The sequence below is a fragment of the Paenimyroides viscosum genome (assembly GCF_003858535.1).
Classification (GTDB): Bacteria; Bacteroidota; Bacteroidia; order Flavobacteriales; family Flavobacteriaceae; genus Flavobacterium; species Flavobacterium viscosum.
On sequence record NZ_RQTJ01000008.1, the window covers coordinates 97214 to 119816 of the forward strand.

At 33.3% G+C, this 22603-nt stretch carries 18 protein-coding genes; 8 read left to right on the top strand and 10 right to left on the bottom strand.

Features of this window, described 5'->3' with window-relative positions:
* The first annotated feature begins 165 nt into the window (after positions 1 to 165).
* The 4 genes from EG242_RS05605 (at position 166) to EG242_RS05620 (ending at position 3349) form a co-directional block, all read left to right on the top strand.
* A complete protein-coding gene (locus EG242_RS05605; RefSeq protein ID WP_124898917.1) occupies positions 166 to 1371 on the top strand; it encodes an ISL3 family transposase in 1206 nt (401 codons plus the stop codon).
* 261 nt (positions 1372 to 1632) lie between these two features.
* The gene (locus tag EG242_RS05610) at positions 1633 to 2487 is read left to right on the top strand and encodes an SDR family oxidoreductase (protein WP_124898918.1); all 855 of its coding nucleotides are present in this window, start codon (positions 1633 to 1635) and stop codon (positions 2485 to 2487) included.
* A gap of 2 nt (positions 2488 to 2489) precedes the next feature.
* The gene (locus tag EG242_RS05615) at positions 2490 to 3077 is read left to right on the top strand and encodes an ASCH domain-containing protein (RefSeq protein WP_034727126.1); all 588 of its coding nucleotides are present in this window, start codon (positions 2490 to 2492) and stop codon (positions 3075 to 3077) included.
* Positions 3078 to 3172: 95 nt separating this feature from the next.
* Positions 3173 to 3349, top strand: coding sequence for a histone H1 (locus tag EG242_RS05620; RefSeq protein WP_124898919.1), 177 nt, complete (start codon positions 3173 to 3175; stop codon positions 3347 to 3349).
* 35 nt (positions 3350 to 3384) lie between these two features.
* Here EG242_RS05620 and EG242_RS05625 read toward each other — a convergent pair whose 3' ends face one another.
* The 7 genes from EG242_RS05625 to EG242_RS05655 all read right to left on the bottom strand — a co-directional run bounded on the left by EG242_RS05625 (position 3385) and on the right by EG242_RS05655 (position 12232).
* Positions 3385 to 4263, bottom strand: a complete 879-nt coding sequence (locus tag EG242_RS05625; RefSeq protein WP_124898920.1) for an ORF6N domain-containing protein — start codon at positions 4261 to 4263, stop codon at positions 3385 to 3387.
* The gene (locus tag EG242_RS05630; protein ID WP_124898921.1) at positions 4263 to 6347 is read right to left on the bottom strand and encodes a type IA DNA topoisomerase; all 2085 of its coding nucleotides are present in this window, start codon (positions 6345 to 6347) and stop codon (positions 4263 to 4265) included. The genes EG242_RS05625 and EG242_RS05630 overlap by 1 nt, the downstream gene beginning before the upstream one ends.
* Before the next feature lie 6 nt (positions 6348 to 6353).
* Positions 6354 to 7838, bottom strand: coding sequence for a DUF3945 domain-containing protein (locus EG242_RS05635; protein WP_124898922.1), 1485 nt, complete (start codon positions 7836 to 7838; stop codon positions 6354 to 6356).
* Between the two features lie 98 nt (positions 7839 to 7936).
* Positions 7937 to 8218 carry a helix-turn-helix domain-containing protein gene (locus EG242_RS05640; protein ID WP_124898923.1) on the bottom strand — a complete coding sequence of 94 codons (282 nt, stop codon included), beginning with the start codon at positions 8216 to 8218 and terminating at the stop codon, positions 7937 to 7939.
* A 25-nt stretch (positions 8219 to 8243) separates the two neighbouring features.
* Positions 8244 to 8597, bottom strand: a complete 354-nt coding sequence (locus EG242_RS05645; protein ID WP_124898924.1) for a helix-turn-helix domain-containing protein — start codon at positions 8595 to 8597, stop codon at positions 8244 to 8246.
* 265 nt (positions 8598 to 8862) lie between these two features.
* A complete protein-coding gene (locus EG242_RS05650) occupies positions 8863 to 9714 on the bottom strand; it encodes an RteC domain-containing protein (protein WP_124898925.1) in 852 nt (283 codons plus the stop codon).
* A 511-nt stretch (positions 9715 to 10225) separates the two neighbouring features.
* Positions 10226 to 12232, bottom strand: a complete 2007-nt coding sequence (locus tag EG242_RS05655) for an N-6 DNA methylase (RefSeq protein ID WP_235831876.1) — start codon at positions 12230 to 12232, stop codon at positions 10226 to 10228.
* 155 nt (positions 12233 to 12387) lie between these two features.
* On the opposite strand from EG242_RS05655, the gene EG242_RS05660 reads away from it, so the two are divergent.
* Positions 12388 to 13311, top strand: a complete 924-nt coding sequence (locus EG242_RS05660; protein WP_124898926.1) for an Abi family protein — start codon at positions 12388 to 12390, stop codon at positions 13309 to 13311.
* Between the two features lie 710 nt (positions 13312 to 14021).
* Here the strand turns inward: EG242_RS05660 and EG242_RS05665 are convergent.
* From EG242_RS05665 to EG242_RS05675, 3 genes are all read right to left on the bottom strand, one after another.
* Positions 14022 to 15242 carry an MFS transporter gene (locus tag EG242_RS05665; RefSeq protein ID WP_124898927.1) on the bottom strand — a complete coding sequence of 407 codons (1221 nt, stop codon included), beginning with the start codon at positions 15240 to 15242 and terminating at the stop codon, positions 14022 to 14024.
* 28 nt (positions 15243 to 15270) lie between these two features.
* Positions 15271 to 17742, bottom strand: a complete 2472-nt coding sequence (locus EG242_RS05670) for an ATP-binding protein (RefSeq protein WP_124898928.1) — start codon at positions 17740 to 17742, stop codon at positions 15271 to 15273.
* A gap of 78 nt (positions 17743 to 17820) precedes the next feature.
* Positions 17821 to 18960 (bottom strand): acyl-CoA dehydrogenase family protein, encoded by a 1140-nt coding sequence (locus EG242_RS05675; RefSeq protein ID WP_124898929.1) that lies wholly within the window; start codon positions 18958 to 18960, stop codon positions 17821 to 17823.
* A gap of 92 nt (positions 18961 to 19052) precedes the next feature.
* Between EG242_RS05675 and EG242_RS05680 the strand changes: the two genes are divergently transcribed.
* The 3 genes from EG242_RS05680 (at position 19053) to EG242_RS05690 (ending at position 22398) form a co-directional block, all read left to right on the top strand.
* Positions 19053 to 20141, top strand: a complete 1089-nt coding sequence (locus tag EG242_RS05680; RefSeq protein WP_124898930.1) for an anhydro-N-acetylmuramic acid kinase — start codon at positions 19053 to 19055, stop codon at positions 20139 to 20141.
* A gap of 52 nt (positions 20142 to 20193) precedes the next feature.
* Entirely contained in the window at positions 20194 to 21420 is a 1227-nt protein-coding gene (locus EG242_RS05685) for a Glu/Leu/Phe/Val dehydrogenase dimerization domain-containing protein (protein ID WP_124898931.1), read from the top strand.
* A 102-nt stretch (positions 21421 to 21522) separates the two neighbouring features.
* Entirely contained in the window at positions 21523 to 22398 is an 876-nt protein-coding gene (locus EG242_RS05690) for an energy transducer TonB (RefSeq protein ID WP_124898932.1), read from the top strand.
* Positions 22399 to 22603: the final 205 nt, after the last annotated feature.

Here is a 22603-nt window from a genome sequence, read left to right on the forward strand (position 1 = left end):
TTTTATTTAAAGATATAATTTATTTTGGAAAAAACACTTCCTATTTTATTGAAGATTACACAGTAAGAAAAGGTCTTTTTATTTCATAAAACGGCATTACTAAATATTTTGTGAATCAAATATAAGATAAATATTCTTTACTTTGTCAAATAAAAGCGATTAAAAATGGAATTTATAGACTTTTTAGGAGAAGTGTTGGGCATAACTAAGGATTTTGCCGTAACCAAAATTGAGAAAAACGAATTTGAGAAAACGATTAACATTCATATAGAATATTTACCGAAGACTTATTCAAAGAATGGAAAAGAATATGCAATTTATGACTGTACTCCTGTTCGCAAATGGCAACATTTAAACTGGTTTGAATACAAATGTTATTTGATTGGTTCTTTGCCTAGATACATTGCTGAAGATGGAAAACCAAAGGTTATCGACATTAATTTTGCTCCACCTCAAAAAGGCTATACGCACTTGTTTGCAAGAGAAATTATTTACGCACTAAAGAAAGTACGAGTACAATCAACCGTTGCAGATTTATTCAATACAACTGATTATATCGTCAGAAGTATAATGGAGTCGGCGGTTGGGAACGGATTAGAGGAACGCGGTTTAGTAAAGGATTTTAAGAACATCAGTTTAGATGAAAAGGCTTACACAAAGGGACATCATTATGCAACCATTTTGATAGATGGTGATACCAATACTGTGTTGGATATGGTCGAGGGAAGAAAAGAAAAGGATACTAAGAACCTATTTATAAATGTGAGTGGGGAAACTAAGCAACTGCAGCTAAACAGAGTGAATATGGATATGTGGAAGCCATTTTTGAATACGATAAAATCTATCGCTCCACAAGCTACAATAGTGCACGATAAGTTTCATTTATTCAAGATGTTATCGGAAGCTATTGATAAAACAAGAAGGAAAGAGGTGAAAGACAATCCCCAACTAAAAGGACAGAAATACACCGTTTTGAAAAATGCTGATAATAGAACAGAAAATCAGCAATCTATATTTGAACAATTGATAAAAGACAATTTAAAAACCTCTCAAGCGTGGCTAATACGCGAGAATTTTAAAGGAGTGTTTACCGATAAACAAAATGCCGAAAGCAACTATAAACAGTGGAAAGAAAATGCACTAACTTTTTCAATTCATGCAGTAAATAAAGTTATTGCTACATTCGACAGACACTTAAAAGGGATAATTAATGCGATAATCACTAGCACTTCTAGCGCAAAACATGAAAACAAAAATGGAGCCATTCAATCAGTCATTGCAAAAGCAAGAGGATTTAGAAATTTTGAACGATTTAGGATAAATATACTGTTCTATTTTGGAAATTTAAAACTCGTTCCACAAAATATTTAGTAATGCCATTTTTAAAAATAAATACAATAGAAAAACAGGGCAATAAGATACTGCCTCAATAAGAAACTATTTCCTTTGTATATGCTAATCCGACTTCTTCATACTGCGAATATAAGCAATTTACGTTTATCCTCGAAAATGACGATTGAAGTTGTCGTACTCAAATTTACTAAACTCCTCTTCCTCACAATTCCTCCGGTTGTCGGTTTTATCCAATTTTCAGTAAAGCAAGGTTGTTAATTTTACAGAAAAATTAAAGTTATGATAGCCATTACAGGAGCAAACGGAAATTTAGGCAAATCGACCATTCAATTTTTGTTACAGAAAGTCGCACCGACCGATATTGTTGCCATTGTCAGAAACCCCGAAACGGTAAATGAATTTAAGGAAAAGGGCGTAACCACCAGACAAGCGGATTACAACGATTACAACACACTTAAAGAGGTCTTCAAAGGTGTAGAGACAGTATTGCAAATATCCACCATCGGAGTGGATATTGAAACAGCCAAACAGCAGGAAAAGAATGTCGTAAATGCAATAGTGGAAAACAACGTAAAGCACATTGTTTATACAAGTATGGTACAAGCCCGACCGAACACCGTTTTTCAAGGAACGGAAACACAATACCATACGGAAGAACTGATAAGGAGAACAAATATCCCTTATACCTTTTTCAGGAACAGCATGTATATGGAAGCCATACCCGAACTGATTGGAAATGCCTTGCAAACGAACGAAATCCGTTATCCATCGGGAAGCGGAAAAGTAAGTTTTGTATCACGGACAGACATAGCGGAAGCCATTGCAAACGTATTAACGGGAAATGCACATGGAAACCAGACCTATGAAATAACAGGTAACACAGCATATTCATTTGATGAATTGGCAGGGGTGATAAGTAAAGAAAAAAGTATAACCGTAAACCACGTTGATATTTCGGATGAAGTTTTCAGAGAAGAACTGATTAGCTATCAAATACCTGTCGAAGTCGTGGATTTATTGGTCAGTATGGCCAACGGGATTAAGATAGGCGAATTTTCACATGTGGACAGTACACTTGAAAAATTGCTTGGTAGAAAGTCATTTGATTTGAACAAGTATGTAAAAGAATTATAATTATGCTATTTAAGGGAGTACACCTGCAAGGTATTAAATCGGGAGAAATCACTTTGGCATTTCGTAAGTGGCAAAAGGTTTCCGTTAAAACCGGAAGCCTTTTGCATACATCTGTTGGTTTGCTCGAAATCGGCAAGATTGAAGCTGTAAGCGAAAATGATATAAGCGACAAAGAAGCAGTACAGGCAGGCTTTACGGAAAAAAAGCAGTTGCTAAAATCATTTACCCACAACAGCACAGGAACTATTTTTAAAATATCCGTTCGTTATCATGCCGAAGACCCACGAATTAAGTTGAGGGAGCAAACAGGATTGTCAGAACAGCAATTTGAAGAGTTAAAAGGTAGATTAGAGCGTTTAGACCTTTACAGTAAACAAGGTCATTGGACTGAAAAAATCCTGTTGACGATAAAAGACAATCCCAATTTACACGCCATAGGTATTGCAAAATTGACAGGCTTTGAAAAAGAATGGCTAAAACTAAATATCCGAAAACTGAAAAATTTAGGCTTGACCATAAGCCACAATGTAGGTTACCGGCTTTCTCCATTAGGAGAACATTTCATCGAAGAGCTAAAAGGCGAACAATAAAAACTTCCGCTAACATACAAGTCCGAATTAACATAGCAAGACAGTGAAATTATTTTTTTCTATTTTTGTGTTGAAATTTTTAATCCATTACCATAATGAATGAACTAATCGAAAAAATCAATGCGAGCTTTGAAACACTGAAAGCAGATGCTGAATTACAGGCTGAAAAAGGTAATAAAGCAGCAGGAACAAGAGCTCGTAAGGCTTCTCTTGAATTGGAGAAACTTTTAAAAGAATTCAGAAAGGCATCTTTGGAAGCTTCTAAAGCTTAAAACAATAAACCCTCCAAATTTCGGAGGGTTATTTGTTATAGATTTAAAAGTTGAAGCATTCTGGCTACTTCAATATCCATTCTCGAAAAGGCAAACCATTTTTTGCCAAGGTCTTTGAGTGATGCCCCGATATGATAAAGTTCGGTATCATCAATAATTAAAAAACGGTCGTGAGCATCGGAAAATAATTCAATTTCAATCAGCGGATATTGGCTATTGTATCGTTGTAAATCCAACCTTAACTGATTGCTGATGTTTTTTGTGTAAATCACAGCGGTAACACCATCATTACGTTTGCCTAATAAAGTAAGTACCGTATCATCCACATAATTATCCAACAGGATAATGGAGGTTTTTGCACTTCGGATAATATCGGAAACAAAGGCATAGGCATCAAAAATTTGTCCGTTATAGAAAACACCTTTTTCGCAGTGAAGCTTGTCGCTTTCCAAAGCCTTAAAGATTTCTTCAAATTTTTGGTCAGCTTCTAATTGCCTTAGTTCTATTTTATCTAAGCGATGAAATAAAGCAGCATTACTGATTAGCACTTTTCGCATTTCTACGAAAGCATTCATTATTTCAATACTCACTCTAATAGCAACGGTACTTTTTAATACACCGGAAAGCATTGCTATTCCTTGTTCCGTAAATACAAAGGGTAAGTATTTTCGGTGTTGACCTCTTCCTATGTTTAAGGTCACAAATTGTGACCTTAAAACTTCCCATTCTTCGGAAGTGAGCTGAAAGCAGAAATTTTCGGGAAAACGCTCTGCATTACGTTTTACTGCCTGATTGAAAACTTTGGTTTCTACCTGATAGATATTGGCGAGATCGGTATCCAGCATTACCTGTTTCCCTCTGATGCTGTAAATTCTGTTTTCTATTTCTTTTTGAGGAATAATATTGCTATTCATTATTTCCGTTTAGGTTTATTCTTTTCAAATTCAAAAGAGGTACTGTAATCATCATTCAATACGATATAAGCATCGAATTTCTTTCCGGCTTTGCTTTTCATTCCTTTGATGAGATTAGTTTTTCTGTTATCGACAAGGTTTTCAATATCGGCTATGCTGATTTGTACACCACAAATGTTACGGAACTGAACCCAGCCACATACTTCATCTGAACATTTCACAATCTTATCACGGATAATCAATTGTTGGCTTTTGCATTTCGGGCAAACCAATTTAGGTAGATTGCTTTGAGCAATGGAAGTTTGCAGTAGTTCATCGGTAATTGTGGAAGCGTATTGCTCCATTTCCTTTTGAAACGCTCCTGCATCCGCTTCGTTGTTTTCTATTTTCTGCAATGCGAGTTCCCATTCGGCAGTCATTGCCACGTCCACAATTTTTCTTTCTTTAACCAATTCATATACCTGCAACCCTTTTTCTGTAGGGATTAATGATTTCTTTTCCCGCTGAATATAGTTACGGGTAAACAAGGTTTCGATGATGGCGGCTCTTGTAGCCGGAGTGCCGATACCGATATTTTGCAAGGCTTCCCGTTCATCTTCATTTTCGATTTCTTTTCCGGCACTTTCCATAGCCGATAAAAGTCCCGCTTCGGTATAAAGTACTGGCGGTTTGGTTTTCTTTTCAAGAACTGTAGCATCATTTATTTTAAGTTCATCGCCAGCTTTCAGTTCGGGTAGGTCTTGGATAGCTTCGGTATCTTCATCAGAAAAACTGCCTTTAATGGCTCTCCAACCTGCTTCGATAATCTTACAGCCTTTTGTGGTAAAATCATAATGGGTTACCTGTAAAGTAACATCAGTTATCTCTTTGGTGCAGGCTTGTGAAAGGGCTTCAAGCAAGCGAAAGGCAATCATATCATAAATTGCATTTTCCTTTACATTTAATGCTGATGGTGTTTTGTCTGTAATTAGTAACCCGTGATGGTCTGTTACACGCAAATCATTTACGATGCGTTTATTAAAACGTCCCCATTTCATTTTGGTTACAGCTTGCTTACAGGTTTCTCTGTCTTGCAAGGATCTTACAAGATTTGGAATTTCTGCCCACATATCTTCGGGAATGTGTTTGCTTCCTGTACGTGGATAGGTAATAAACTTCTTTTCGTAAAGGCTTTGAGCAATATTAAGCGTTTCTTCAGCTGACAGGCCCAGTTTTTTATTGGCTTCTTTTTGCAATCCCGTAAGGTCAAACAATAAAGGTGGTTGTTCTGTAACGCTTTTGGTTTCTACGGATGTAACTGTCGCATTATTGCTTCGTTGAATGGATTTTAGTGTGTCATCAGCCAATTTTTGATCTTCCCATTTAGTTTTGGAAAGACTTTTAAAATCTATCAGTTCTTTGTGGTGCAATAACTGTATCTGCCAGTATTTCTTTACTGAGAAATTTTTGTTTTCCAGATAGCGTTTGCATATCAAAGCCAATGTAGGTGTCTGAACTCTACCAAGCGAATAGATACCGTTTCCTGCGGCTATAGAAAGTGCCTGTGTAGCGTTGATACCTACAAGCCAATCGGCACGGCTTCTGCCTTGTGCTGCCTGATACAATCCATCAAATTCTTTTCCGGATTTCAGATTATCAAAGCCTTGTTTGATGGCTTTTTCGGTAAGTGAACTAATCCAAAGCCTTTCAAAAGGTTTATTGGATTTGAGATATTCATAGATATAGCGAAATATGAGTTCGCCCTCACGACCTGCATCTGTAGCTACAATAATGCTATCACTCTTATTAAAAAGCTGTTCAATAATTTTCAATTGTTTTAATGCTCCTGTATCGGCGGTATAGCTTTTGTCTTTTTTGACTTTACGAACGGTCAGTATAAATGGATTAGGCAATATTGGTAAAGTTTCTTTTTGGAATCCTGAAATTCCATAATCTTCCGGCATTCCCAATCCGATTAAATGACCGAATGCCCAGGTAACAAAATAACCGTTACCTGTCAGGTATCCGTCCTTTTTATCGGATGCTCCCAACAGGCTGGCTATTTCTCTTGCTACACTTGGTTTTTCTGCAATGATTGTCTTCATATTTGTTTACATTTTTCTTCCTTTGGATTTTGCAGGAGCTTTTGGTTTTTCTTGTTGTTCCTGCTGCTTTTTGTCTTTTGGAGTTTGCTGTCCTTTTTGTAAAGGTTCTTTAAGGTTTTTGGTCGCTTCATTGGTTTTACCTTCAGAATTAACCGCAGTTTGTGTTTTATGGGCTTCGGTCGGTTGTGTACGTTCCTTATATTGGTTAGGAAATTCAAATCCTGTTTTTCCACTTTCCTTATTGTAAGTGATGTACCCGTTGTATTCCTTACCTTTTTTATCGACTAAGCCACTGACATAAATTGTTTGACCGTCTTTGAATTTGTTGTACTGCTCATTGTCCAGTTCTTTACCTCTGAATGTTTTCGGAGCTTCCTGTGATTGACCTTGCTCTTTAGCTTGTGATTGTTGAGTGCTCTCTGTTTGCTTGTTTCCCTGAGCTTGCTGATTGGTATTGCTTCTGTCAAACATAAATTCGACATAACGTTTGTCCGCATTGAACTGTACCGTTGCGTCAAACTCAGTTCCTTTTTTAGAAATCATTCCTTCTAACTGAAGTGGTTTTCCTTCCATCAGCGTTTGCTTCTGGGTATCGTCCAATTTTACTCCTTTGATTTCATCCGGGATTTTTATAAAATCCGTACGCAATGCAACCAATTCATTAGTCAATCTGTCCACACTGACAATGGAGGGCATCATTTCTCCTGTTTTGGTATTTTTCAGATCAACCACACGTCCCATATTACCAGATTCAAGCAGATTTTTTTTGTCTTCATCGGTGAACTTATGCCCAAAAAATTCAAAGTTAAGATTGGGTTCTTTACGAATACCGTGTACCGCAGCTACTACTTTTCCTTCCTGATTTGTTTGTAAGGATAAACGAGCATCCGTACGAACAATAGCACCATCAAGGTTCACGCTTACAGGAACGAGTTCGTTGGTTTTATACCCCTTTAATAAAGGATCTAAAAGGTTCATTTTTTCAAGGCGTTCTTTGCCTAATCCGAGATTGTTCATGGTTTCCCAATCAATCTGTTCCGGCTTAAAGCGGTATTCGCTTGTTTCCGGTGTTGTTTGTGGTGTTGTTTCCATATTATTTTGATTTTCTTGTTTACTGTCTTGTTGCGCTACCGTTTTCACCTCATGTTCCTTCATTACTTTTTCACCTTCGGGAGTTGGCTTATCTACCTGCTTCTGCATTTCATTTGCCATATCAATAGCGATAGGTGCAGGAACTTTGAAAAAGGAAAAGTTTGTAGGGTTCTTTAACTGGCTGAGAAAATTGGAAAAGAAGTTGGAAAAGAAATCGCCACTTTTGTCTACATGCATAAATTTACTTTGATTCTTTTTGTCAGGATCAACGGTTACCATTTTTCCATTTTCATCGATGCTCTTTACAGCCTGGATTTTCTTTTTCTCTTTATCCAGAACCAGCAGTATGTCCGATAATTGTTCCGGGACGTTCTGTTTGTCTATTGTTTGCTCACTCATATCTTTAATATTTTGAAGTTCAGTGCCGAAAGTAAAAGAAGTATTGGCTGTTTTGCATCAAGTGGCCGTCAAAGGCAGCATTTGGCGTTCATTGGCGTTCATTTAGTAAAACTTTCCCTGATGAATTGATGTACATCGGATAATTTGTAATACAATTTACCGCTGATAGTATAATAGCGTAGCTTGCCAATTGTACGGTAACGTTGCAGGGAGCGATTACTTATTTTAAGCATCTGCATTAAATCCTGATTATCGAGCAATTCCTCTCCATCAATACTGTTGCGTTGCTTTTGTAAATCATCAATATGTTCGCTAAGCATATCAAAGCGATCCATAATGCGTTCCATCCATGCCAAAAATTCCATTCTATCAATATTCATAGGGATATTCTTTAAGGGTTTATACCTATCTTTTATCTGCCTTTAGTTTTCTGCCTTTCTCGATATAGCTTTTTCCTTTTGCCATAAGCTCCTCAACATATTCATTGCTGCTTTGTATAGCATTGGCATTGAGCATATCCTTTATAGCTCCAATGGTGTAGAAATACTGACCGTAGATTTTTGAATAAGCTATTTCACCTTTGGTACGCATACGCCATAAAGTCTTTTCACTGATATGCAGGTATTGGCATACCTCATGGTTGTTAAGCCATAAATCATCATAACTGGTATTATCTAATCTTTTCAGATACTCGGCAATGGCATTGATACGACTGTTAAGCTGTTTCCATGCTTCCTCTTCGATAGTTATTATTTTCATCTTACAATAGTTTATAATGGCAAAATTGAAGAGTACTTTTTGAAAAATCGTGCAAGGAAAAGCCAAGGATCAAGCAAGAAATAATGTTAAAAATGAATATTTAACAAATTTTAACTTTTTTATTATCGATTGATATAGAGGTTGTTGAGATTGTATTTATCTCATTTAATAATTTGGATATTGGTAGTATATATCTAACTACTTGGCAAGAAAAAACGGGTGGATTTAAACAAAACCACCCGTTATCTCTGTAAAATGCACTTCATTAAGATTCTTTATCCATATATTGCTCAAGAGAATTTTTAAGATGATTCAGAAATGAAGCTCTATCTCCTGCACGGTCCTTCATTCTGTGAAAAGCATGATGAATGTCTCCAAGTTGCACATTGAACAGTTCCTGGGCTATTGCGCTTAACTTTGTTAAACTAATACGTCCATTTGAAACTGATGCTGAAGCATACAATGCATAAATCAATTCAATAAGGGCACTCTTAGAATCTGTCCAGTGAATATCACTATTATCCAAAATAAGATTTACAGTTGACGGTCCTTCCTGTGCATTGTTGCAAATTTTTGAATTCAAATAAAAGTATAGATTTTCGTTTGCTATGATTCTTGCAGTTTTATAATCATAGTAAGTAGAAAAATGAGTGTCAATCTCAAAAACAAAGCTATTTAGACCATCATAGAAATTTATATTTCCTAATCTGAAGTAAATATTATCTTTATCAACTCTACCTGATTTGTAATACCGATAAAAATCTGATATAAGAATGTGGTCTTTGAATTCTTTATTCAACTTTTTCATTTGGTTTGAATAATAGTTTAAATAAAGTTGACCATCACTAACGGGGCAGGTAGTTTCAATTCTTGATACCTTATTGTAATATACAATTTTGCCCAAAATCTGAGGTTTAATTCTTTTGAAGAAATCTATTTCTTCATTTTCTTTAGCGAAACCATGTTTTAATACATCCATCTTTAGTTGATGGAGTAATTCTTGTAGGTAACCTATCATTTTATAACACTCTTCAATAATGTTATCCGTAGATAAGGCAACTTTTCTTTCTTCTTTTTGTATCTGTGACAATACATCTTTGTAAATAAATTTAGCCATGATAAAAACATTTAAGTGAATAATATTTCAAACACTTAACTTAATTTTATTTTCCTTGATTGGAGATATATTTATATGTTTTTTATGACTTTACTATTTTGAATTTTAATCAAAATCAATATAAACCACAATTATATTTGATTTTAAATGCTTTGTAATTACTTTTCAACATTATGTTTTTAAAACAACAATTCCTCAATCGAGGAATATATTTTAAAGAATAATTCTGTCAGTAAAAGACTTATGCTCATAGTAATTCTATACAAACGTTAGTTTTTAGAAATTACATGAATAAATGATGGTGGTTTTCGGAATAGAAATAGAGTAATTGAGGAGGGGACATTTTTCCTTGATAAAATGAAAATCCGGATTAATAGAATTTATTCTAAATTTTATATCTTTGTGTATTGATTTACAAGGAAATTGAAAGAGCTCTAATGAATTTAGAACCATTACCAAATCGTTACTGATAGCGATTTTTAATTTCTTAATCTATTATCTATAAGCTACTTTAGCTTTTATTAAAGTTTTTATTTAAAAAATCATATTTTACTTCACGTTTACCATATAAATCATAATGAAATACTTGTCCTAATTCATTTGCTTTTTTGTTTCCTGTTTTAACAAAAAGATTAATGGAAACCCCTTGCATAATATCAAAAACATTTTGATCAACAGAACCATCAGGTGCAGTTTCTTTCTTTTTAGAATTACCATGTAAATCGATGGTATATATTTTATCAAATTCATTTAATAAATTCCAACGCATACCTCTAAATGTGGGATTATCTAAAAAGCCATGAGGATTGATAAAAGCCATGACACCATTTCCATTTTTATTGATGAAATATTGTGCAAAACGTATAAATTTCACATAATCATCATTAATCCATTTAGGATTACGTTCTTTTAATTTTTCTTTCCCACCAGGTTCTTTTTTATAATCTTCCATTAAGTCCATAATCCATTTTCCTTTGTTGGCAGATTCACCACTATAAGGAGGATTACCGATGACCACCATTACTGGAGTATCACGTTTTAGAGCATTAGCTTGAGCACTTTCATCCGAAAGCCAAGAACTAAATAATGTACCAGAATCTTTATGAGCTTCTTCTAAAGAGTTGGTTAAGAAAATACGAAAACGTTGGTCGTCTGTACTTTTATAACCAGTTTCTTGTAATAGCATATCCATTTTTAAATGTGCCATAGCATAAGAAGCCATTAATAACTCGAATCCATTAAGACGAGGAATTAAATCGTCTTTTACATATTTTGACCACATACCTTCCATCCCTTTAAATTTAGAATGAATATATTTCACAGTTTCAGCTAAGAATGTACCTGTCCCTGTTGCAGGGTCTAAAATCTGTACACGATGTACTTCTCTTTCTTCTTGTTTATATCCTGTAGCCGAACGCTTATCAGGATTTTGTGTATTTACTTTAATTTTTGTTTTTGAAGTATCAGCAAGTCCACGCGGTAAATTAAATTCATCTTTAAGAATATCATCAACAGCACGAACAATAAAATTTACTACTGGTTGGGGTGTATACCAAACCCCACGTGCTTTACGTAATTTGCTGTCGTATTCAGATAAAAAGGTTTCATAAAAATGAATAATTGGATCTTCCATTTTCGTAGATTTTCCAAAGTTTTTCATGATCTTAGCTACATCAGTTGCTAAGAAAATTGAAACTAATTCATCTACTATCCAAATTAGACGATCATCTAAATCAAAACCTGCTATATCGTGAAAAAGCTTACGTAAAAAAGGATTTGATTTCGGTATTAATTCCGCAGCCTCTATACGTGAAAACGTTTCTAACGTTGGATCATTATAACGTGCAGCAAACATTCCGTAAGCAATAGTTTGTGCATAAATATCTGCGAATGATTTATTATTAATATCATGAATTAACATTCGTTTGAATGTTTCCATTTGATTTTTTAATTCAGATAATCTTTCATTTTCATCATCGTCATTTAATGATTTTTCAATAACATCAGCCATTAATCGTGCTTTACCTGCTAATAATTCAGCTAAACGTTGTGGGCTTTTGATGGTTTGAGAAACAGTTTCAGCAAAACTTTTAATTAAATTCAAAAAAGAATCAAAGTTTTCGGGCTTTCCAATTATTTTTCCGTCTAATACCTCGGCTATAGTAATTGTAGTTGTTTTTTCACCCTCACGATAAAAATCAAACTGCATATAATCGGTAATAATCAAATTTGACAAACCATTTCTGTACCTATCAAATTGCTCTTTTAACGTTTTTGAATCAAGCTTAACACCAATATCTTTTGCTTCGATATAACCTACAGGAATATTTGCTTTGCCTTTAGTTAAAACATAATCAGGCGCACCGCATTGTACTCGTGCAGGCTCGTTAGTAACAAGTATGTCACTTGGTAAAATATTTGCTAAAAGTGTTTGTAAGTCACCTCTGTAGGAATGTTCCCGTGCATTTCCGGTTTGAAAAAGACGATTTATGTTTTCTAAGTAGTTTTGAATGGTCATAAGGTTTTATAAATGTTTTATAAGCTTATAAAAATACAAAATAATTCAAATATGTTAAAATTCAATTAATCAAACTATCAACATTTTTGGTCAATAACTTTAAAAATATCAAACAATTAAATTTCTTACCTTTAACATTGGTTTTAAAGTAAAGAATGGGACAGATAGCTACAACAATTGAACAGCAGATTGAAAGATTAGAAAGTAGAGGAATGACTATTCCCGATTATGAGAAAGCAAAGGAGCATCTTTTGGATATCGGCTATTACAGATTAGGCTTTTATTGGTATTATTTTGAGAAAGATAAGGAGCATAATTTCTTTGATTACACAAATCTAGATGATGTTATTGATTTGTATTATTTAGATATTGACTTAAAAAATCTGTTATTAAAATATATCTATAGAATAGAGGTTCATTTTAGAACTCAATTAATTTATCACGCTTCAAATTGTTATCCAGATGTCCCAAACTGGTATTCAAATAAAAGAATTGTTGACAAAAATGTAGTTTTTCAGATAAGCAAATCTTATGATACACTTAAGTTTAAAAATGAAATTATAAAAAAACATCATCTAAAGTATCCTGCTGACAAATACGCTCCTGCATGGAAGACAATGGAGTTTTTAACTTTTGGACAAGTGCTTAAAATATATTCCAAATTAAAAGATGAAAATTTAAAAAAAACTATTGGTAGCTCTTATCAATTAAGAGAACCTCAAGTGTTAATTGATTACTTGACAACTATACTTAATATTAGAAATATATGTTCGCATAGTAATGTACTTTTTGATTACAATCAACCAACAGGAATTAACCGAATTCCAAATAAACAATTTCGTATTAAGTCTAGAAATACAACTAATCTTAATGCTTCATTGAGATTAATATTGTTTGTTTTGAGTAAAATATCAATGAATCGCACCAATGAATTAGAACTTTTGTTTTATTCAAAAGTTAATGAAGCAAAACAAAATGAAAAGTTAAAACAGATTATTGATACCCATATTAATTTGGATTTAACCGAAAATTTTATACCTTTGTATAACAAAAGTGCCCCTCTATACATTCTGCTATAGAGCAGCACTATAAAATAAGATACTGACCTCAGAATTCGTTCTGAGGTTTTTTGTATCTTTACATTATTAGAATAGTAAATAATTAGCGCGTAAGCTATCGTTATTGGTTATCAGAAATTGCAACCTTCAGATGCTAAATAAACCCGTTGGGTGTAATTATTTCTATCACATAGAAACATAGTTTTTTCTTATGTTTTTAAAAGATTATGATAGACGTTTTACTTTTCGCATAGCAAACTATATGAAAAATAGTATCATTTTCTATCCCATCTTTACGAATTAGTTATAATTCTATGCGTCTATGTGCTTATTTTTTTTGTTTTTTTATAAAAACACAATATTCCAAAAATTGGGAACGTCATTTAAAAGTATTGGTGATGCCTATCCTAATACAAAATTTATAGTTTGTGGAAGTTGAAAAAACAGAAGTAATTAAACGTCTAATTCTTTTATATGCTTCACAAAAATGTGAAGGCTTTTTTTATAACTTAATCATTCAATATTCTACTAAAAAACAGAAACCACCAATACGGTGATTTCTGTTTTTATTTCTTCTTGTCTTTAGGAAGATATTCGTTTGTTTTTTTAGATGTTGTGAACTTTTTGTAGCCAAATAAACCTAAAACTAAAGCAGCCATAACTAAATATACGTATTCCATAATAATGTAATTAATAAAAACAAATATAACCTTTTTACAACAAAATGACTATTATTTATTTTTTGAAAGTTTCATTAATGCCGGCGTGAAAAAAGAGCATATTCCTACAACAATTATTAGTAAACCAAGAATAATAAATGTGTAATTTATTCCAATACCATCGGCAATAAAACCAGTAAACAGCAAACCTATTATCGATGGTAATACCGAAAAACTGTAGTATAATGAAAATACCCTGCCTAGCATATTTTGCTGAACTTCTTCTTGAATAATAGTAGTAAAACTGGCATTGTATAACGAAGCTGCAATTCCGCCAACAGCAGTTAAAATTACAAAGACAATAAATTGTGCAGCCGATAACCAACCAGACCAAGCAAAGGTTACGCCAATAACAATGTGCATTAAATTTATAATAATTACTTTTTGTATTCGGGGTTTCCAAATCCCTAATAATCCGCCGCCAATAAGCATACCTACACCCCAAATAACTTCAATAATGCTTATTTCTAATTTATCACCTTTAAAATGATTAATGGTAAGTAGCGGAAAAAGTACGGCTACCGGCATAATACAAAACAAACCAATTATGGAATACAAAAACAAATACCATAAACCTTTCTTATGAGTAATTTCGTAAAAGGCAGATTTCATATCGTTCCAGATATGCAAAAAGGTAGTTTTGGTTCTTTCTGTTTTTTCGGGGTTTGGAATGTAAATAAATAATAGTGAAATAATGGCAAACAAGGCTCCGAAAATATCTAATAATAAAACATTTCCTATTGATAACATACCAATTGCAAAAGCACCTAAAGCCGGACCTGCAATTCCTGAAACCGATTGGATAATTTGATTGATACCTGCTATTCGTAATAATTCTGATTGTGGGGCAAGTAGAGGTACAGAGGCTTGCATGGCAGGCATGTGAAAGGCAGAACCCACAGAACGCAAACCTAACATTACGTAAATAAGCAGCATGCTTTCGTACCCTAAATAAAAACTTACAGACATGAATAGGGTGCACAATGCTACAAATCCATCGGCGAAAATCATGGTTTTTTTTCTATCCCATCTGTCAATATAAACGCCTGCAAACGGACCAATTAATGCTTGTGGTAAAAGTGCAGCAATGGCTGCAAATGCTAAAACTTCGGCAGATCCGGTTTTTAAACTCAACCAAATAATTATGGCAAAATTTACTGCAGAACTACTTATTAATGAAATAAATTGCCCAATCCATAAAATGATAAATTTTTTCTTCCAATTTTTATCCATAACCTTTGTTATTCAAATACCACGTTTTTTAGGCAATGGCTTTTTCTATTTCTTTAATTATTTGCAGTGTTTTTTGGTTGATAAATATAACAATATCTTGTATTTGTTGTGGCGATAAACTTTCTGTTTTTTGTTCTAAAAGTACTAGCTTATCTACAAGTTCATTAATATTTAACTGACGAAACATTGGAATCATTTTATGAGCAATTTGTTTAATTCCCTCTATGTTATTATTGTTACATTCGTTTTCTATTTCTTCTATATTGGTTTTTGTGCTTATAAAAAATGATTCTAATATTAGTTTAACTGCTTCTTTGTCGTTTTCTAATAAATTAAATAGATCGGTCAAGTCAAATCTATCATATTTTAATTTCATGGTTTGTTGGTTTTCTATTGGTGTTATTTCTACATCTTTTACTTTTATACGTAGAATTTTGTAAACGGTATTGTATAAAGTGTTTATATTAAAAGGTTTACGCATGTAATGATTAAAGCCTAATTTAGAATATTCTTGCTCGTCAAAATCAATTTTTCCTGTTAAGGCAATTACCGGTGTGTTTTTGTAATTCTCTAACGATCTAATATCTTCTATAACTTTTAAACCGCTGTAGAAAGGCATTTGCATATCGGTAATAATTAACTGGTATTGCTCTTTTTGCAGAATTTCTTTTACCAATTTACCGTTTTCTAATGTGGTTAGTTTTTTAACTTTATTTCCAAAAATTTCGTCGATTAATTTAAGCTGTAGCGGATCATCATCAATTACTAAAATCTTTTTATTCTGTAATTTTTTAGCATTGTCGTATTCATAATCGGTTCGGTTTTGTGTTTCCGAATTTACTTCAAACGGTTTTAACGGAATCTCAATAAAAAAAGTAGTTCCAACACCAACTTCGCTTTCAAAATAAATCGATCCCTTTAACAAACTCACCAAACGTTTGGTAATATTTAAGCCTAAGCCCGATCCGCCATAACTTTCGTTATTATTGTGCGCTTGTACAAATTCTACAAATAAATCGTCTTTATTAGTAACCTTAATACCAATTCCGGTATCAATAATTTTAATTTTGGCAATATTATTTTCTAAAACAGCTTCTATTTTAACTTCGCCTTTCTGTGTGAATTTTATAGCGTTTGATAATACATTGGTTAGAATTTGTTGAATTCTGAATGAATCTGATGTAAAATTGGCGTTTAGATTTTTATCGATATTAAATAATAAATCAATGTTTTTCTTGTCGGCTGTGTTTTTTAAATTATTTAAGATGTTGTGCAAAAGGTCGTTAAAATTAAATTTAACACTTTTAATTTTAATTTTATTGTATTCCAGATTTGAAAATAGCGACAAATCGTCAACCATTTTTTTAATGTATTCTGTTGATTGAATGATGTTTTTTAAATAATCTTTTTGCTTAATTGTTTTTAAGGTATTTTGTAATAATGCAGAAAACCCAAGCAGTGAATTAATAGGCGAAACCATATCGTGTGAAATAGTTGCCATAAAAAAGCTTTTTTGCTTTATTAGTTCTTGCATGTCTTTGTTTAATCGCTCTAATTTTTGTTTGTTTAAGGCAGATCTGTTTAAATCGCGTAGAATAATGAAACCAAAAATAAGCGCTATAACCGCTATTACAATACCAATTTTTGCAATGTTATTGCTAACATTATCTACCATATTTTTGCTAAGTTGGTATTTGGTGTTCGATGTTTCTAGAACAATTTTTTCAACCTCTGTTAAAATATCTCTTAATTGGTTGCTTAATTCTTGATTTCGTTTAATTAATAAAGCTTCTTTGTCGTAATATCTTTTAAGAAGTTTTAGCTCATTTTTCTTGGCTGCTGAAAAAATATTTTCGGTTGCTTCGTTTATTTTTTGCTGATTTTCTTTTTGAATTTCTTCTTGTTGCTGAATTATTTTAGCATTTTGGTTTGCTAATTTTTCTTTCTTTTCATCATCTTTATTTGTTAATGATTCTTTTATTCTACTTAAAAATGTTGTTTTTTCTACAACAGTATCAATGGCAATTTTTTGTGTTGTTGTTGTATTTTGTATTTCTTTTAAACGTGATTGTGTTTCACTGTATAAATCAAAGTTTATGTATTTAGATTGTACTTCTAAAACCTGATCAAACGTTAAGCTTTTTAAATTAATGATATTTATAATAGTATCTAATTTGTTTTGTAGCGTAACATTTTCAATGGTATTTATTTTTAAAGAATCAATTCTAGAAATTAAAGAATCTAACTGATTGTGGTATAATTTTGCAGCATTCTTATCGTACGAAAGTAAAGCCAGCCTGCCCGAATTTTCAGTAGAATACAAATCACTAACAATATTACCCAAGGCAATTAACTTGGTGTTTTCGGTTAAAAGATCGTCTTTAGAAACATTTAAGTTTTTAACTTCACGCAATATATAAAGAATCGATAAGGTAAAAATGCCAATCAAAAATATATATCCTAAGGTTAGTTTTACTTTTAAATTCTGCTCGGTTGTCATAGATCAAATTTTTTACTAAAATAAAAAAAGACTACCGTTTTAGATAGTCTTTTTTGAAATGATATTTAAAAGTTGCTATTATTTAGCAATTCCTCTTGAAATTACAATTTTTTGGATTTCTGATGTTCCTTCGTAAATCTGAGTGATTTTTGCATCGCGCATCATACGTTCTACGTGGTATTCGCTAACATAACCATTACCACCGTGAATTTGAACTGCTTCAATCGTAGTATCCATAGCTGTTTGCGATGCAAATAATTTAGCCATAGCTCCAGAAATAGAAATATCTTCACCATTGTCTTTTTCAGCTGCTGCTTTCATACACAACATACGTGCTGCCGTAATGTTCACAGCCATATCAGCCAATTTAAAAGCAACTGCTTGGTGGTTTATAATTTCTGTTTTAAATGCTTTACGCTCTTTAGCATATTTTAATGCCAATTCGTAAGCGCCTTGTGCAATACCTAATGCTTGAGAAGCAATACCAATACGACCACCGTTTAGTACATTCATAGCAAAAGCAAATCCAAATCCGTCTTCGCCAATTCTATTTTCTTTAGGAACTTTAACATCAGTGAACATTAAAGAATGTGTATCACTTCCGCGAATTCCCATTTTTTTCTCTTTTAAGCCGATTTCAAATCCTGCCCATCCTTTTTCAACAATAAAAGCATTGATACCTTTGTGTCCTTTTTCAACATCGGTTTGTGCAATTACTAAATAAGTAGACGCTGTGCTACCGTTGGTAATCCAGTTTTTAGTACCGTTTAATAAATAATGGTCACCCATATCAATTGCGGTAGTTTTTTGCGAAGTTGCATCAGATCCTGCTTCTGGCTCTGATAAACAAAAAGCACCAATAACTTCACCGGTTGCCAATGGCACTAAATATTTTTGTTTTTGTTCTTCTGAACAGTATTTTTCCATTCCCGCACAAACCAAAGAGTTGTTAACAGACATAACAACTGCTGCCGATGCATCAACCTTAGCAATTTCTTCCATTGCCAAAACATAAGAAACGCTGTCTAAACCAGCGCCACCGTATTTTGGATCAACCATCATTCCTAAAAATCCAAGCTCACCCATTTTTTTCACTGCATCAGCAGGAAATTTAGAGTGTTCGTCACGTTCAATAACTCCAGGTAATAATTCAGTTTGAGCGAAATCACGAGCAGCTTGTTGAATCATTAATTGCTCTTCAGTTAATTTAAAATCCATCTATTTTATTGTTTTTGTAAACATATTAATTTTATGCGCCAAATATAATTGAATATTGCCAATTTTTCAAAAATTATCGCTATTTTTAATTTATGAATACAGAAAAATATAAAGTACTAGGCGTTATGTCGGGTACTTCTTTAGATGGAATTGATTGTGCCATTGTTGAATTTACAAATAATAATGGTGTTTGGAACTTTAATTTTATTTCCGGAAAAACAACTACTTATTCTAAAAATTGGCAGAATAAATTGCAGACTGCCATTCATCTTTCTGATACCGATTTACATCTTTTAAATATTGAATACACCTATTTTTTAGCCGAATTTCTAGATGATTTTATCACCGATAATAATTTAACCGATCTGGATTTTATTTCATCGCACGGACATACGGTGTTACATCAGCCCGAAAATGGAATTACCTTACAAATTGGAAATCTACCTTTAATTAGCGATATAATTTCATTGCCTTTTGTATGCGATTTTCGTGTGCAAGATGTTGCTTTGGGCGGACAAGGAGCTCCATTAGTACCCATTGGCGACCGTTTGCTTTTTGCTGATTATGATTATTGCTTGAATTTAGGCGGATTTTCTAATATTTCTTTTGAAGAAAATAACGAACGAATTGCGTTTGATATTTGTCCGGTTAATACCTTATTAAATCATTTTGCAAAAAAAATAGGTAAAGATTTTGATGAGAACGGAAATTTTGCTGCCTCAGGAAATGTTGATCAAGATTTATTTAATGAACTGAATAATTTATCGTTCTATAATCAACAAGGTCCAAAATCATTAGGAATAGAACAAGTAAATGCTATTTATCTTCCATTAATCGAGAAATATCAATTAGGCGCACAAGATCATTTAGCAACCATAACAGAACATATTGCGTATCAAATTGCATCGGTTTTAAAAAAAGGAAACTCCAAATTATTGGTTACGGGTGGTGGCGCATTTAACGAACACCTTATTAATAGGTTAAACTTTTACGCACAAAATACAACCGTTGTTTTAGGATCTAAAGAATTAATAGAATTTAAAGAAGCCGTAATTTTTGCGTTTCTGGGTGTGCTTCGTGTAACAAATACAAACAATGTGTTAAGCAGTGTAACTGGAGCATCAAAAAATCATTGTTCAGGCATTATATTTAATAAGGAATTATTAAGAAGTAATTGCTAAATTGATTTGGAATGAAGTATATTTGTCGTGAAAATAAAAAGTTATCAATATAATGAAAGATTTATTAAAGAAATTCGAAGATAAAAAACCTGAAGTTGTTTTTCATTGGTCTGATTCTGAAACAGAAGCAGAAGGGTGGACAGTAATTAATTCATTGCGTGGTGGTGCTGCCGGTGGTGGTACACGTATGCGTAAAGGGTTAGATATGAACGAAGTTTTGTCTTTGGCTAAAACTATGGAAGTGAAATTTACGGTTGCTGGTCCGGCTATTGGTGGGGCAAAATCGGGAATTAACTTTGATCCTGCTGATCCGCGTAAAGAAGGTGTTTTAAAAAGATGGTTTAAAGCTGTTTATCCTTTATTGAAAAATTATTACGGAACAGGTGGCGATTTAAATGTAGATCAAATCAACGAAGTTATTCCAATGACTAAGCAATATGGTTTACTTCATCCACAAGAAGGCGTCTTTAATGGTCATTTCAATGCTACCGAAGATCAAAAAATGAACCGTATCAATCAATTACGTGAGGGCGTTTCAAAAGAAGTTACACATCCAGATTATACTCCAAGTATTGAAAGTAAAATTGCTGTAGGCGATTTAATTACAGGTTTTGGAGTGGCTTATTCAGTTTATCATTTTTATTCTGTTTTTGGTGGTGATGTAAAAGGTAAAAAAGTAATTATTCAAGGTTTTGGAAATGTAGGTGCAGCAGCTGCTTATTATTTCGCTCAAATGGGTGCTAAAATCGTTGGTATTATTGATAGAGATGGTGGTATTATTAATTCAGAAGGATATTCTTTTGAAGAAGTTAAAACCTTATTCTTAAACAAAAACGGAAATACGTTAGTTGCAGATAACATGATTCCTTTTGCAGAAATTAACGAAAAAATCTGGTCTATCGGTGCAGAAGTATTTGCTCCGTGTGCAGCTTCTCGTTTAGTACAACAATCGCAAGTAGAACAAATGATAAACGCTGGTTTAGAAGTGATTACTTGTGGAGCGAATGTGCCTTTTGCAGATAAAGAAATATTCTTTGGACCAATTATGGAATACGTTGATCAAAACGTATCATTAATTCCAGATTTTATTTCTAACTGTGGAATGGCTCGTGTTTTTGCTTATTTAATGGAAAAAGAAGTTTCAATTATCGATAAAGAAATTTTTGACGATACTTCGGATGTGATCAAAAAAGCTATTGAAAATATTCACAATACTCACAAAGAAAAAACAAATATATCAGCTAAAGCGTTTGAAATAGCGTTACAGCAATTAGTATAAAAAAATAATATTTTATAGCAAGTAGAAATACTTGCTTTTTTTATACAACTAAATAAAAAATGTATATTTACCTAAAATTTAAGCTTTATTAAAACATAGTATATGCAATTTACAAACGAAGAAAAAAAATCAATGGCAATAACAACAGCAGTAGTTGGTGTTTTGTTGATGATTTTGATACTTATACGTTTTGCAAATTCTGTTGATATATCTGAATTAGCAGGCGGTGGCGGTGGCGGTGTTGAAATTAATTTTGGCGACAGTGAGTTGGGGATGGGACCCGATTTTACAAGCGAAGTATTAAATGTTACCGAAGCTAATAAAAAATCGGATGCTGCTCGTGAACCCGAAGTTGAAGAAGAGATTTTGGCACAAGAAAACACAAGAGACGTTCGTGATTATACGGTGGTTAAAAAAACAACAACCACAAAAGATAAACCTAAAACAGTAACAAAACCTGTGAAGGAACAACCTAAAACACGTCAGGTTTCCGATTTTGTTAAAAATGCAGCATCAAGCCTTAACGGAAACAAATCTGGAGGCGATGGTGATGACGGCGTTGCAGGTAATAAAGGTAAAAAAGACGGATCGTTGAACTCTAGCAATTATTATGGCGACGGTGGTTCTGGTGGCGGAACAGGCGGCGGTCACGGAACTGGAAACGGTTCGGGAGTGGGAGCAGGATCTGGATCTGGAACAGGTGGCGGAAACGGTTATTCGTTATCTGGTAGAAAAGCAACTTCACGACCAACGCCACAAAATAACTGTAACGAAGCAGGAACAATTGTTGTTCGTGTAACGGTTGACAGAAACGGAAACGTAATTAGGGCATTACCTGGAATAAAAGGATCTACAAACAGTTCTAGCTGTTTAAAAAATATTGCAAAAGATGCCGCAATGCGTACCAAATGGGAACCAAAAGCATCCGCAACAGCAGAACAAATTGGAAGTATAGTTTATAACTTTAAACTGAATTAAAAATATAAAACCTCAAATGTAATGTTTGAGGTTTTTTGTTATATTTAATTGTCTCGTCCTGAAATAGCGATACAAAAAAGAAATCGTTATTATGGAAGAAAGAAAAAATTATGTGAAACGCACTTAGCGAGATTACAGCATGTCTTTTAAGTTGAGTGTTGTAAAAGAAATCGAGTCTGGGGAGTTATCTACTGTGGGTGCCTGC

Excerpts from the sequence above, each read along its gene's own strand:
- EG242_RS05610 (WP_124898918.1), top strand. The coding sequence starts at position 1,633 with ATGATAGCCATTACAGGAGCAAACGGAAATTTAGGCAAATCGACCATT.
- EG242_RS05685 (WP_124898931.1), top strand. The coding sequence starts at position 20,194 with ATGAAAGATTTATTAAAGAAATTCGAAGATAAAAAACCTGAAGTTGTT.
- EG242_RS05625 (WP_124898920.1), bottom strand. The coding sequence starts at position 4,263 with ATGAATAGCAATATTATTCCTCAAAAAGAAATAGAAAACAGAATTTAC.
- EG242_RS05680 (WP_124898930.1), top strand. The coding sequence starts at position 19,053 with ATGAATACAGAAAAATATAAAGTACTAGGCGTTATGTCGGGTACTTCT.
- EG242_RS05620 (WP_124898919.1), top strand. The coding sequence starts at position 3,173 with ATGAATGAACTAATCGAAAAAATCAATGCGAGCTTTGAAACACTGAAA.
- EG242_RS05640 (WP_124898923.1), bottom strand. The coding sequence starts at position 8,218 with ATGAATATTGATAGAATGGAATTTTTGGCATGGATGGAACGCATTATG.
- EG242_RS05675 (WP_124898929.1), bottom strand. The coding sequence starts at position 18,960 with ATGGATTTTAAATTAACTGAAGAGCAATTAATGATTCAACAAGCTGCT.
- EG242_RS05650 (WP_124898925.1), bottom strand. The coding sequence starts at position 9,714 with ATGGCTAAATTTATTTACAAAGATGTATTGTCACAGATACAAAAAGAA.
- EG242_RS05615 (WP_034727126.1), top strand. The coding sequence starts at position 2,490 with ATGCTATTTAAGGGAGTACACCTGCAAGGTATTAAATCGGGAGAAATC.
- EG242_RS05665 (WP_124898927.1), bottom strand. The coding sequence starts at position 15,242 with ATGGATAAAAATTGGAAGAAAAAATTTATCATTTTATGGATTGGGCAA.
- EG242_RS05660 (WP_124898926.1), top strand. The coding sequence starts at position 12,388 with ATGGGACAGATAGCTACAACAATTGAACAGCAGATTGAAAGATTAGAA.
- EG242_RS05655 (WP_235831876.1), bottom strand. The coding sequence starts at position 12,232 with ATGACCATTCAAAACTACTTAGAAAACATAAATCGTCTTTTTCAAACC.
- EG242_RS05645 (WP_124898924.1), bottom strand. The coding sequence starts at position 8,597 with ATGAAAATAATAACTATCGAAGAGGAAGCATGGAAACAGCTTAACAGT.
- EG242_RS05630 (WP_124898921.1), bottom strand. The coding sequence starts at position 6,347 with ATGAAGACAATCATTGCAGAAAAACCAAGTGTAGCAAGAGAAATAGCC.
- EG242_RS05670 (WP_124898928.1), bottom strand. The coding sequence starts at position 17,742 with ATGACAACCGAGCAGAATTTAAAAGTAAAACTAACCTTAGGATATATA.
- EG242_RS05690 (WP_124898932.1), top strand. The coding sequence starts at position 21,523 with ATGCAATTTACAAACGAAGAAAAAAAATCAATGGCAATAACAACAGCA.
- EG242_RS05635 (WP_124898922.1), bottom strand. The coding sequence starts at position 7,838 with ATGAGTGAGCAAACAATAGACAAACAGAACGTCCCGGAACAATTATCG.
- EG242_RS05605 (WP_124898917.1), top strand. The coding sequence starts at position 166 with ATGGAATTTATAGACTTTTTAGGAGAAGTGTTGGGCATAACTAAGGAT.